Annotated in this window: 11 protein-coding genes; all 11 read left to right on the plus strand. The window is 51.8% G+C overall.

The window, feature by feature from the left end; all coding sequences use genetic code 11:
- Positions 1–44 precede the first annotated feature (44 nt).
- The 11 genes from rnz to M891_RS0101600 all read left to right on the plus strand — a co-directional run bounded on the left by rnz (position 45) and on the right by M891_RS0101600 (position 13,388).
- On the plus strand, positions 45–983 hold the full coding sequence (rnz, locus tag M891_RS0101550) for a ribonuclease Z (RefSeq protein ID WP_016312044.1): 939 nt from the start codon (positions 45–47) through the stop codon (positions 981–983).
- Between the two features lie 208 nt (positions 984–1,191).
- A complete protein-coding gene (locus M891_RS0101555; protein ID WP_036699196.1) occupies positions 1,192–2,001 on the plus strand; it encodes a TIGR01457 family HAD-type hydrolase in 810 nt (269 codons plus the stop codon).
- A gap of 72 nt (positions 2,002–2,073) precedes the next feature.
- Positions 2,074–2,892: an Fpg/Nei family DNA glycosylase gene (locus tag M891_RS0101560; RefSeq protein ID WP_028537559.1), complete on the plus strand. Its 819-nt coding sequence runs from the start codon at positions 2,074–2,076 to the stop codon at positions 2,890–2,892.
- Positions 2,882–3,736, plus strand: coding sequence for a deoxyribonuclease IV (locus M891_RS0101565; RefSeq protein WP_028537560.1), 855 nt, complete (start codon positions 2,882–2,884; stop codon positions 3,734–3,736). Before M891_RS0101560 ends, M891_RS0101565 begins: the two co-directional genes overlap by 11 nt.
- 54 nt (positions 3,737–3,790) lie before the next feature.
- On the plus strand, positions 3,791–5,170 hold the full coding sequence (locus M891_RS0101570) for a cyclic-phosphate processing receiver domain-containing protein (protein ID WP_016312048.1): 1,380 nt from the start codon (positions 3,791–3,793) through the stop codon (positions 5,168–5,170).
- A gap of 181 nt (positions 5,171–5,351) precedes the next feature.
- Complete coding sequence (locus M891_RS0101575; RefSeq protein ID WP_028537562.1) at positions 5,352–6,875, plus strand: serine/threonine protein kinase; 1,524 nt, start codon at positions 5,352–5,354, stop codon at positions 6,873–6,875.
- A 20-nt stretch (positions 6,876–6,895) separates the two neighbouring features.
- A complete protein-coding gene (locus M891_RS0101580) occupies positions 6,896–7,849 on the plus strand; it encodes an SAF domain-containing protein (RefSeq protein ID WP_028537563.1) in 954 nt (317 codons plus the stop codon).
- Between the two features lie 19 nt (positions 7,850–7,868).
- Entirely contained in the window at positions 7,869–8,582 is a 714-nt protein-coding gene (locus tag M891_RS0101585) for a hypothetical protein (protein WP_016312051.1), read from the plus strand.
- Complete coding sequence (locus tag M891_RS0101590) at positions 8,579–9,421, plus strand: hypothetical protein (protein ID WP_028537564.1); 843 nt, start codon at positions 8,579–8,581, stop codon at positions 9,419–9,421. The genes M891_RS0101585 and M891_RS0101590 overlap by 4 nt, the downstream gene beginning before the upstream one ends.
- A 15-nt stretch (positions 9,422–9,436) precedes the next feature.
- Positions 9,437–11,308 carry an ATPase, T2SS/T4P/T4SS family gene (locus tag M891_RS0101595; RefSeq protein WP_036699218.1) on the plus strand — a complete coding sequence of 624 codons (1,872 nt, stop codon included), beginning with the start codon at positions 9,437–9,439 and terminating at the stop codon, positions 11,306–11,308.
- Positions 11,298–13,388, plus strand: coding sequence for a hypothetical protein (locus tag M891_RS0101600; RefSeq protein ID WP_028537566.1), 2,091 nt, complete (start codon positions 11,298–11,300; stop codon positions 13,386–13,388). The genes M891_RS0101595 and M891_RS0101600 overlap by 11 nt, the downstream gene beginning before the upstream one ends.
- The last annotated feature ends 5 nt before the right edge of the window (positions 13,389–13,393 follow it).

The raw sequence follows: 13,393 nt of genomic DNA on the forward strand, positions 1-13,393 counted from the left end.
GTACGTGTATCGATGTATCATTCTAGCGTAAAGGACGAAATGGCATGGAACTTTACTTTTTAGGGACGAATGCAGGGGTACCGTCCTTGGAACGGAACGTGACTTCAGTGGCGTTGCGTCTGCTGGAGGAACGCCGTTCGCTCTGGCTGTTCGATTGCGGTGAAGGCACTCAGCATCAGATCCTGCGTTCACCGCTGAAATTAAGCAAGTTGGAATATATTTTCATCACCCATTTGCATGGTGATCATTTGTTTGGCTTGCCTGGGCTCATTTCGAGCCGTGCCTATCAGGGCGGGGATACACCTCTCGTCATATACGGTCCCAAAGGCCTGAAAAAATTCGTTGAAACGACGCTGTCGCTTAGCGAATCGCGGATTAACTATAAGCTCGAGCTGGTGGAGCACCAGGGCGGTGTCCTGTTCGAGGACGATTCGTTCCGGGTTGAAGCGGCGCTGCTAGAGCACCGGATTGACAGTTACGGGTATCGAGTAATCGAAAAAGATTTGCCTGGTAAGCTGGACTCCGCTGTGCTGGAGCGTTGCGGCATTCGTCCAGGCCCGCTGTACGGCAAGCTCAAACGCGGGGAAAGTGTGGTTGCGCCAAATGGCGAGACGGTTCATGCCAAGGATGTGCTGGGGATGCCGAAGGCTGGCCGGATTGTCACTATCCTAGGCGATACGCGGCCGTGTGATTCTGTGTTAACTTTGGCTCAAAACGCGGATATGTTGGTTCATGAGGCAACTTTCTTGCATGAACTAGCGAAGACGGCCCACGACTATCACCACAGTACGGCGAAGCAAGCGGCGACTGCTGCGAAGGAAGCCGGGGTGCAGCAGCTGCTGCTGACTCATTTTAGCTCGCGTTATAAATCAGACGATCAGTTGCAGCGATTAGAAGAAGAGGCGCGTTCCGTCTTTCCAAACTCGCACCTAGCCCGGGAACATGTCCTCTATCCAGTGGCACGCCGCTGCGGGCGGAAATAATTATTTTCCGGGAAAGCGCAGGAACTGACAGGGCATTTCAAAGTTTGTCAAGAGGAACAAGACCGATTTATGTCACTGTTCGCGATCGTTCGACGCCAAACGGCGGACTCAAACTTTGAAATGACATTTCCCCTAAATTGAACGGAAAAATTTGCCTGACCCCTAGGTTCCTAGGTACAATAAATAGAGACACGGTCGTATCGAAAGGATGAGGATTTTGCCAAAGGGTTGGAAGGCCTATCTCATTGATTTAGACGGCACGTTATATCATGGGCCTCAAATGATTCCCGGTGCGGACGAGCTGATCTCCGCCTTACGCGCGCAGCGAATCCCTTTTCTGTTCGTGACGAACAATTCTTCGCGGACACCGGAGGAGGTCGCTGCACATTTGAAAGCGATGGGCATATCGGCTCAGGCCGAAGAAGTCTGTACCTCGGCCGTAGCTGCAGCCAAGTATATTGCCGAAGAACAGCCTGGCTGTAAAGTCGCAGCCATTGGTGAGACTGGTCTGATAAAGGCGTTGGAGGATGCCGGATTACAAATAGTCTTGGAACATCCGGACCTAGTAGTGCAAGGCATCGACCGCCATTTTACATACGAAACATTAACCCGGGCTGCCCGTTGGATCCGAAGTGGGGCGCGTTATATCCTAACCAATCCAGACTTGCTGCTGCCCTCCCAAGACGGCTTAATGCCCGGAGCGGGAACGATTTCCGCCGCGATTCAAGCTGCATCGGGCGTTAAGCCGACGGTGATTGGCAAGCCGGCTGCGCCGCTGATGGATTTTGCCATCGCTCAGCTGGGTCTGGAAGCTTCGGAAGTGGCGGTAATCGGCGATAATCTCAATACCGACATCGCTGCAGGGAAGCATGCCGGCTGCGGGACCATTCTAACCCTAACCGGCGTCACCACAGCGGATAACCTGCCGGATTATGTGAAATCTTCCGGTGTAGAGGCGGATGTAGTGTGCCGCGATCTTGCGGAAGTCCGTGAACGAATTTGCGGAAATCGTGGATGATCCTGTTTTATTTTATGAGATGAACTAATGATCGAACTTACGAACTTATACGGATGAAGGGAAAGATGTACCATGCCGGAATTGCCGGAGATGGAAAATTATCGAATCCAGCTGTCTCAGCATATTTTGGATCTCCCCATTACGGGAGTGAACATCGGCCGGGAGAAATCCGTGAATTTGCCGGTCGCAGACTTTACACGGGAACTGATGGGTAGACAGGTGATCTTCATTGAACGTCGAGGCAAGAACCTGTTGTTCCATCTGGATAATGGGCGAAGATTGATGCTCCACCTGATGCTGGGTGGGTTACTGTACCTCGGCTCCAAGGAGGATCGTCCCGACCGGAACACGCAGGTGGAGATCACCTTTGGTGAGAAGCTTGTCTTGTACTTCATCGGGTTGCGTCTTGGTCATTTGCACTTGCACAGTGCCAAGGAGGCTGAGGAGCTGCTTTCGCACTTGGGTCCGGAGCTGCTGGATCGGCGGATGAACGAAGAACGGTTTACCGCACTGCTGCGCAAGCGGCGGGGAAGTCTGAAGACGACCCTCGTCAACCAGGACGTCATAGCCGGCATTGGCAACTGTTACGCGGATGAAATTGCGTTTGCGGCCCAGTTGCTGCCGATGGCGAAGCTGCAAAATTTCAGCGATGAAGATTTTTCACGATTGTATCAAGCGGTTCGGGATGTGCTCATCGAGGCAACCGAGGCTGGTGGTTATATGGAGATGCCGTTAACCCGGGACGATCAGTTGACCGGTGGGGCCAACGAGATCTGCAGGGTGTACGACCGGGAGGGAGAGACCTGTCCCCGCTGCGGAGATACCATCGTCAAAGCGGAAATGAACGGGCGTAAAGTATTTTACAGCCCGGGCTGTCAGCATGACCGATAAGGTGAAGGTTGGGGGACACCTTAGCATTCGAAGCGGTTATCTTGGGGCTGCCAAAGCTGCGCTGCAGATGGGGGCCGGCGCTTTTCAGTATTTTCCAAAAAATCCACGGAGCCTTGCAGTCAAAAGCTTTGATCCGCGGGATGCGGAACAATGCCGAACATTTTGCGAACAACACGGCTTGGTCTCCATTGCGCATACCCCTTATCCCAGCAACCTCGCGATCAGCAAGGAGACTGACGGCGAAGCATATGGCCGAGTTGTACAGTCGTTGCGAAATGATATGGAAATCGCTGAAGCGTGCGGATCGATTGGGATTGTGGTACATTTTGGCACATTTAAGGCAGGAAACCCCTTACAAGGATACCAAAATATTATACAATGTATTAATGATGTGCTATCTGACTGGCAAGGTTCCGCGAAGCTGTTAATTGAGAACCAGGCCGGTGATCACGGCGACATGGGGATGACGATCGAGGAGTTGGTCCAAATCCGCAAATTGTGCCGGGATTCGGAGCACATCGGCTTTTGCCTCGACACCTGCCATGCTTTTGGAGCGGGGATGTGGCGGGGTGAAGGGGACGAGAGCTTTGCGGCCAAAGCCAAGGAGCTGAAGTTCTGGGACGGTCTCTGTGCCGTTCATCTTAACGATTCAAAATACCCGGTATTATCGCGAAAGGACCGTCATGCCCGTGTGGGGCAGGGCCATATCGGCGAAGCCGGCTTTCGCTGGCTTCTGCAGATCGACGCGATTCGGAGAACCCCGCTTATCTTTGAGAGCGAAACCGGGGAAGACGGGACGTACAGAGAGGATATGGAGCGAGTGAGACGGTGGGCGGAGACCTAGAGAGAGAACCGGGCTCCGCTTGGAGTGAAATACCGCGGGAAAGGAAGAACACTATTGATTCATGTATATATGGACGATTTTCGCCGATGTCCGCAGGGATTTACGTTAGCGCGCACCGTCGAGGAGTGTCTAGAATTGCTTCGCTTGACGGAGGTAGACATCTTGTCGCTGGATTACGATATGGGGCCGGATGAACCTAACGGTACGGAATTGGCAGCTGCCATGGTGCGGGAACGGCTTTTCCCTCGTGAAATTTATCTTCACACCTCCAGCATGTCCGGGAAAAAGAGTATGTACGAAATTTTCTATCAAGGCTTGCCGGAGCATGTGAAGCTGCATAACGGGCCGATTCCGTTCGAACGGTTGGAGGAAATCGCCCGAAATTGCAAGGTGCCGCCGCAATCGAAATGGATATGCACGGCGAATCATGGCTTTGCTCCTTATGCCCAGGAGGAGCTGCGCCGCATGTTTGGCAGCGTCAAGAGTACGATGCTGGTTCCCGGCGAGGTTTTTGCCGCTTCGTTGCAGGCGGTGCCGGAGGATGTGCAGCACCGGCTGCGACAGGATCCGCCGATTTTTCTGCGGCATGTATTTCTGGTTGATTGGGAATGGTGTCCGGTTGAAACGGAAGAGGTCAATCCAGAGCAATGGTTGGAACCGCTGCGCAAGTATCTGATGGCGGATTTCCGGCTTCCAGGCGCCAAGATTGCCGTGCAAGCGCGCAAATCAGACGACGGACTATGGCCGGGAACCGCGCCGGAGTTGAAGGACCGTCTGCAGGAATTACTGCAGGACGTGTGTGTAGGGGAATTCGTGGTAAGGAATGCCGACTGGATCATTTCAGTGTTTGCCGGGCAAGATCGGATATTTGCCGGTGTCGCGCATCCGCAGGATAACCTTTCCGACTGGAACGGCGGGGCAATCCGCTTCCGCAAGGAGGAGGGGCAAATCTCGCGGGCGAAGTTCAAGTTGTTGGAGGCGGAAGCTACGTTTGGAATTCCGTTTGAATCGTTCCGCGAAGCGCTGGATATTGGCGCGGCTCCCGGGGGGTGGACCTCGTTCCTGCTGGAACGCGGATTAAACGTAACGGCAGTGGATACGGCGAAGCTGCATCCAGCATTGTTATCTTCGCCTAAACTGACGTTTTTGCAGCGTAATGCGAACAGGGTGAAATTTAAAGAAAATCAATTTGATCTGTTGGTTTGCGACATGAGCTGGAGTCCCAAATTGACGGCTAAGCTCGTGACTGAACTGCTCTACGCCTTGGTTCCGGGAGGGACTGCTATCGTGACAGTGAAGCTGCTGACGAAGAAACCGATGGCGTTAATTCAAGAGGTGATCACTCAATTTGAGGAAGCCCGCCTGCAAGTACAAAGAGCAAAGCAGCTATTTCATAACCGGGATGAAATCACGCTGTACATGATTAAATATTAATGGCGTGAATGAAGTGGCTTTAAAAAAAGCTTTACATTTTCCGCCATCCGTTCTATACTAATTCCAAAATTATACATTGAACTCGATTAGGGAAAGCATCCCCAGTCATTGATATCGGCCGTAGGGTCGGGAAATGACGGGAGGTGGCTTTCCCTTTTTTGCGTTCAAGAAAGGAGGAGGTATGACTAGGTTCGTGTCCAAGCTCGTTCCTGGTGACTTGCTGGCTGGGCGTTACCGGATCAAATATTTGATTGGTCAGGGAGGAATGAGCTGGGTGTATTTAGCCGAGGACATCAAGCTGCCGGGAAAGAACTGGGCTGTGAAAGAATGCTTGAACGTACCCGAAGCGCCGGTATCTGTCGCGAAAGAGGTCAAGCTGCTGATTACATTAAATCATCACCGTCTGCCACGGATCGTTGATTTTATTGACCCCGACCGGGACGGATATTCCTATATTGTGATGGATTATATCCAGGGTGTGCCATTGGATCAATTTATTCGGGCAAGAGAAGGGCGGTTACCGCTGGAGTTGATCCTTCGATTTGGTCTGCAAATCGCGGAAGGGCTGCATTATTTACATCGACATGAGCCTCCAGTGATCCACCGGGATGTGAAGCCTGCCAATCTGCTGGTTGATGATAAAGGCGAGCTGAGGTTCGTCGATTTTGGAATCGCCAGAATCTTTTCGGTGGGGAAATCGGAAGATACGGTGCAGCTTGGCACGGTTGGATTTGCGGCACCAGAGCAATATGACAATCGCCAAAGCGACGCGCGTACGGATCTGTATTCTTTAGGCGCAGTCCTGCTCTATATGGGAACGGGGGGCAGATATACGGTGTGGACATCCGAAGCGGCGGTGGCCTTACGGGAACATGGTTGTGAACAGCTTCGTCCAATCGTGTCCAAACTGCTGCAGGTTCGCCCGGAGGAGCGGTTTGTTTCGGCTGAGGCGGTAAGTGAGGCCTTGACCTTATTGTTGAGGGGGTTATCAGATGCCAGTTTGGCGGCCTCAGGTTCGAATGCCCGAATAGCTGACATGGTTGCGTACAACGGTCGCCCGGCATTGGTCAGTGTTATGGCTGCCTCAGCCGGGGCGGGTGCAACCCATACTGCCATTGCGCTGGCCCACACAATGGCACGGAGCATGAAGAAGGTTGCGGTCGTGGAGATGAACCCCAAATCAACGGCTTTTGTTAGGTTAGTTCAGCTGTTGGAGGGTGATGAATATGCAGCTGAACTGAACAATAGAGGGCGTTTTCGGGTAGGTCAAGTGGTTTATGCCAAGCTGACGTCCCGAGCAGATTTTCTCGCGATGTTGTCGGAAGGTTTCGGATGCGTCATCTGTGACTTGGGGACGTGCCGCAGCAAGGAGCTGATGGAGGAATTCCACCGTGCCGACTTATCTATCGTCGTTGGTGCAGGAGCAGAATGGAGGGCCGGAGAGATCGATCGCTTCGTCGAAACCTTCGGCGTCAAAGGTCAGATCCCTGTATCTTGGAGGATCTGTATCCCGTTTGCTTCGCCTGCCCGTTTACGGCGAATTCGCAGGGAGCTTCATTTTAAGGGCGTATATGCTCTTCCTCCCGATTCGAATCCGTTTGATCCCGGACCGTCAACTGCGGCTGCATTGCAGGAGGTTTGTGAGCATCTGCTCTTGAAGAGCAAACGACCAGGACTCAGGTTACGGATGAAAGTCAAACCATAGAAAGGAAGTGCTACTGACGAATGCCTAGATTAAGGCAAAAAACGAAGCAAATGCTGTTATCCGGATTGGTTGGTGTTGTTACAGCAAGCGTGGTGTTTGCGGGGTATACCTTCGTGCGGGAAAGACAGGTTCATGCTGAGAGGAAAACCCTGGTTCAGGATTATGAAACTAAGTTGGCCAGTTTGCGTGAGCAGGCTCAACAGCGGATGGTTCAGGGATGGGTACCTACACGAGATATTCCTGCTGGCAACCTCATTGCAGCAAGCGACTTAAAACGGGTGGAGCTTCCTGCCAATAGCGTGCCAGCGGACCTCTTTACATCGCAGGAAGCCGTTGCCGGGAAATATGCCAAGGTTGCGCTGCGTTCCATGACGCCCCTGACGGAGACGCTCGTCTATGAAGAGGCTCCGGTTCCGGACGATTTACGTTGGCGGGAAATGGCGTTTGTACAGCTTCCACAAGTATTGAAGGCGAACGATGTTATTGATATTCGCATTCAATTTCCAACGGGCCACGATTATATTTTGCTGTCCAAGAAGAAAGTCGCGAATCTGAGCTCTGATACGATCACGGTGACGCTGGATGAAGCCGAAATTCTCTCGTTATCCAGCGCGATCGTAGACGCTTATTTACATAAGGCTTCGATATATGCGCTCGCCTATGTCGAGCCCAATTTGCAGAGCAAGCCGGTCCCGACATATCCAGTAAACGAAGGCGTGATGGAGCTGATTCGCAAAGATCCGAATATCGTGGAGAAAGCGGAACATGCGCTTAAACTCAGCAATATGGCCCGAAGCGGCTTGGAACGGGATCTCTCCGCTATGTCGCCGCAGCGTGCCAGCGAATTTGCTCGTCAGACCACTGTTTCGCGTTCACAAACAGAGGTTCGGGGCTCGGATCAACCTGCTGGTAACATCGTTTCGGATGGAAGATCAGGTGACCGAGACCAATTTGAGCTCGATCCAGCAAGTTGAGAGGAGGAAAGGATTTGGCATGAAAAGATGGATGTTCGTAGGCAAGAGCGACAAAAGAGACTTGTTACTTTATTTTAGCAGCGTTTTGGCGGCATCCGGCTCCAAAGTATTGCTCACAGATGGCACAGAAAACAGTAAATACCGTTATTCGATTGGGGATGGAGATTCCTATCTTCCTTTAACGGAGTTTTGTGGTTTTGATGTTGCTACCGGGACGTCGGGCTTCATGAGCGCTGTATCTATGGAATTAAGCAATGAAGACCCGTCCACCAATTACGACTACATATTAGAAGATATCGACACGCCTAATGGTCTCACTCCTGAACGGTTATTGTCCGCAGATGAAATTGTTTGGGTCACCACGTTCGATCGTTACGAGGTTGAGGTAAGTGCCGGGTGGTTCCGCAGCTTGTGTCAACATTGGCCGGAGCTGCGGGGGCTGGTTGTTCGGCCGGTCTTTATCCGTACGGTCGACAGCGGGGTGAACAGTCGATATATTCTGGGTCTGTTAGAAGACCTTCCGCTGGAATGGCACTCCGAAGCGATTTGTATCCCTTGGGATGAATCAAATTGGGCTGTTCACTTGGAAAATGAACATTTGCAGCAGCTACGCCTTCGGAGCTTCTCCCGTTCCTATAAAAGGGCGGTGCGCCAACTGCTTCGTGAGCTGGCAGGCTGGGATTATTCGATCGCTAAACGTGCTGTGCGTCAAGCGGAAAGGAGACAAGCATGAGCCGCTTTGTGTTTTGGGATGGCGGACTAGGCCGCGCCGCCGAAGCTGCTGTGTCTACCGCTGTTACGTTAGGGCTGCGACATCCACAACGTCTGCTCCTGCTTAATGATGCGCCCGCTGGACGCGGCTTAGAGGAAGGCATCGGACAAATCGTCCGTTTGCATAGCGATACCTTCGGGGAGGGAGGGGTTCCAGAGCATGGCCTGGATGCACTGCTGCGCTTGCAGTCCAGCGGGCGGTTAACGGCGAGCAATTTTAGCGATTATACCGTCCCGTTGTTGCGTGGACGGCTTGACCTGGTGTGCGGAACGCGTATAAGCAACTCGGCGAGGATGGAGCCGGATAACGAGGTTATCCCTGAAATACTGGCGATTGCAGAACAATCGTACGATCGCCTAATCCTTCTCGAGCAAAAGCTACGGTTAAGCGAGGCGCTGCAGAAGCTACGCGAAAGAGATGTTCTCGTCGCGGTATTGCCGCATCGACTCGGAACCTTGGATGGTTGGTTGGCGGATGCGGCTCCTTATCTAGGTGAATCGAACAGAAAATTGCTTTTTGTCATTTCACCCTATGATCCGCGGTCCCGCTGGGGGCTAAATAATCTGAAGCGGCGTTATTCCGGTGTGCAACGCTTGATCGGGATACCATATCATACCGGGTTCGCGGATGCTTGGAATGCCCGGAACATCCTAGCATATTTTCGCCAATCTTCGATTTGGTCGAAACGTAAGAGGGAGCGTGAGCTTCTTATGAAAGGATACGCCGAGCTCGGAGACATGCTGATGGAAATGGCCGCCGAAACGGGTGTATCCATTTCACCGAAGGAAAGGGGGGCATAGAGTGTGAGCGGGCTGATGAACGGGATAATTATTTCGCTTCTTCTCCTGGCGGTTCTGATCTTATTGTGGCGCAAGGTTAAAATGACGAGACCCGGTAGAGTGGAACGTCCTACTGGACAGGATCGCTTTGAATGGTCAGTGATTGTAACCTACGTCAAAGAACGATTGCATGACCTTAGCCGTACGAGCGGAGCGGATTGGGGCCTAAACGAGGAAGCATGGAACCGTAAAGCGAAGGCGCGTGCAGAACTGCGCCAAGCGCTTCGGGGCTGTGCATATGGGGATCCAAAGGACAAGCAATACATTAAGTCATTTATTCGGGACTTGCTCACGGGCGATTACGGGATTAACGAGCACAATATCGATCGGATTCTGCCTTTTCATCGCCAAGAGCTGTTAACCGCCCAGGACCGCTTCGATCTCGTGTTATACCTCTATAAACAGCGGTATGGCGCCGACGGTTTAGCGCAGATGATCGAAGACTATGCGCTGGATGAAGCGAAACTGCCAAAAACGTCGGAGGGTTCCCCGGTATACGAAATTACGGGTGAGGACATCGACCGTATCTTTTTCTTAGAGTTTCGGCCTCTGGCGTTCCAAGAGAAGTTGGATCTTGTCGTGCAGCGTGTTTTCCAAATGTATAAGGGCTTCTCGGTCGTGGACGAGCTGAGGGAGATGCGGATCGACGGGTTGAGCGGCGGAGTAAGCGGGATTCCAAGTGGATATGGAGCCATTGAGCCTGCCTCTGGCATTGGTCATAGATATGAGGGGAGCAAGTTATTTCCTGTAGATGAGGATGGGCAGCAACTGACCCATTCATGGGAGAGCGTCTGGATTTTCTATCGAGGGAAGAGTATCCGCCTGTCATTTCTATCCTTTGGCAGCGAAGCGGAGTTAAAGCGTGTTTGTCAGAACATCTATAAATTCAATCTGCCAGGCCAACTATCTGAGGTTAACGGATATAAGGTGAACGAGATGCAGGACGGTTCGCGGATTGTTGTTGTTCGGCCGCCATTTGCAGAGTCATGGGCTTTTTTCGTGCGGAAATTCGATATGATGGGTACCTCGTTGGAGCACTTGATCCAGGGAGAGAACGCCGAGCTGCCGATCGGACTGCTGAAATATTTCATGAAGGGCAGCCGGATTACTTCGATTACGGGTTCGCAGGGATCGGGTAAAACAACCTTATTGATGGCCATGGTCAAGTATATCTATGCCGCATATACGTTGCGTGTCCAGGAAATGTCCTTTGAACTGCATTTACGCCGCTTGTATAGTGGCCGTAACATTTTAAGCTTTCGGGAGACGGACTACGTGAGTGGGCAAGCCGCATTGGATCTTCAGAAAAAGACGGACGGCACCGTCCACATATTAGGGGAGATCGCTACGGACGAGGTTGCTGCCTGGATGGTACAGATGGCACAGGTAGCCAGCTTGTTCACAATTTTTACGCACCATGCCAAGACGTTTCGCGATCTTATAGAGTCGTTACGCAATTCGCTGCTCAAAACCGGCGTATTCCGTGACGAACGAGTCGCTGAACTGCAAGTGGCAACCGTGATTGACTTTGACGTTCACCTGCGCCGCGATATGACGGGGCGGCGTTATATCGAGCGGATCACAGAATGCTGCCGCCGGGAGCCAAGGTATGGGCCTGAACAGGAAGATCAGGATTCCTACCCAGCGGCTGGAGGTCCATCAACTTCAGTACATTATGCCCACTATCAAGAACGGGTGATCATGGAATACCGAAATGGCCGTTATGTTGCCGTGCAACCGATTTCTCGTCAGACCCAAGCAGCTATGATACGGGAAATGTTGCCGGAGGACGTCGCCGAATTTGAACGTTTTGTTAGCTCGTATTGGGGGGAGAAGGTTGGAGCTTAAGTCGATCCTTCTGATCGTGTTAGGAGCATCAGCCCTAGGTGGCATCGGCTTGTATGCTGCAGGGCAATGGCTCGGAAGAAAGACAAACCCTCTATGGGTAGACGCCGGGAGTACGGCCGGAGCTTCTTCTAAGCAAACACTGAGCAGGATACGGCAATGTGGGTCTGCGTTCCTGCTGAAGTCGTATGCCGCTTGGATGAAGGTGCCTGCGCTAAGGTTTTATGTGGGGAAAATCCGCATGCGGCTCGCACTAAGTTATCCCCAGGATGAGTTGAAGCTAAGATGTCAAACGATGAAGCTTGTTTATGGAATCACAGGGGCATTTGGTAGTTCGATTGCGATCTTAACCGCGATGCATCCCGACGTGTTGTTTGTTTTGTCACTGCTGATCACGGCTGTCGTCTTGCAAGACTTGCTCATTGATGGTTATGTCAATCGATTACAAGTCAAGTTGCTGGAACAGCTGCTTGATTTCTTCGCTGCCGTTCGACATGCCTTTCATCGACATGGCATGGTATCTGATGCAATTGAGGAAGCTGGCGAAGCGGCGGGACGTGAAATTGGGGTTCATGCCCACTGGATTAGCGAGGCCTTAGTCGATGCTGACCCGGACATCGCCTTGGAGAAATATTACGAGAAAGCTCCCAATCGCTATTTAAAAGCTTTTGCCGGCATTTCCCGGCTGGTATCGGAGTACGGTGATCGAAAACGCACCGAAGGTTCGATGTACCTGCGCAGCATCAGCCGCCTGACTGGAGAAGTTCAGTTGGAGCTTATCCGCAGAAGACGGTTGGATTATTTACTGAAAGGGCTGCATGTCATCGCTTTAGTACCGGTCTTTTTTACGAAGCCGGTAGAGATGTGGGCCAGAGGGCACTTCCCGTTAATGGATGGGTTCTATTTAAGCAAAGCAGGGATGGTGATCAAAGCGGGTCTATTTCTGACCATCCTGCTCTGTTATGTGTTGCTGCAGAAGCTGAAGAATGAAGAAGAAACCGCTTATCGAGCCAAACATGCGAAACTATCGTGGGAAGCCAAGGTCTATACGCACCCAATCCTTGGCCGCTTTTGCCGCAAGTTCGTTCCGACGTCTGAATCCATAGCCTATCATCGTATTTCACAGCTGCTCAAGGAGACAAATCATCAGCTTCGGATCGAAGCGTTTCAGGTTAGACGAATCAGCATTTTGTTGCTAAGCTTCATCCTTGCTCTCGGGGGATTTCTTATGCTTCATCAGTTAACGAAGCAAAGGATTTTAACGGAGCCTCCAGCCGTATCTACCTTTTTTGGCGCTTTGCCAGAGGACACGGTTGATGCCGGACGACAGGAGGCTGTAAGAGATGCTGTGGTGATGCGTCACTTAGGCATGTCACCCAAAGCCAGTTATGATGAAGTCTTCCGCTCTGTTTCCAAAGTGCTGGAGGATGCAGGGGAAGGGAAAGCCCATGAAGCGATAGCAGAAGCAACTCACAGAATCCTAGACAAATTACAGCGCTGGAATGAGGAATATCTCAAATGGTGGGAGTTTGGATTGGCTTTGCTAGCCGGATGTGCCGGATACTACCTGCCGCTATGGATGCTTTACTTCCAGCGTTGGATGCGATTGATGGACATGCGGCATGAGGTATATCAGTTTCTGACGATGATCGCAATCCTGCGGGAACTGGAGCGGATTTCCGTGGAAGAAATTTTGGAATGGCTGACCTCTTATGCGGTGATCTTCCGGGAGCCTTTGCAAAAATGCCTTTTAAACTACAGCTTCAGCCCTGAGGAAGCGCTGTTGGAGCTGAAGAAGGAGGTCGTTCTGGAGGAATTCCAACGGTTGGCGGACAAGCTCTTGCTCGCATCGGAGAAGCTGTTAGTTGTCGATGCCTTTGACGATCTTGATAGCGATATGTCCTATCAATTTGAGCGGAGACGGTTGGATTACGAGAAATCGCTGGATATCAAAGCGAATTGGGGTCGCATCATCGGTTTTACACCGATGTATGGGCTGGTCTTCGCCTATTTAGTCATTCCGCTCATTTGGATGAGCTTTGAACAAATGAACTTCTATTTTGAACAACTCCAAAAACTATAAAGGAT

It is taken from the genome of Paenibacillus sp. J14, from assembly GCF_000518465.1.
GTDB classification, from domain to species: domain Bacteria; phylum Bacillota; class Bacilli; order Paenibacillales; family Paenibacillaceae; genus Fontibacillus; species Fontibacillus barengoltzii.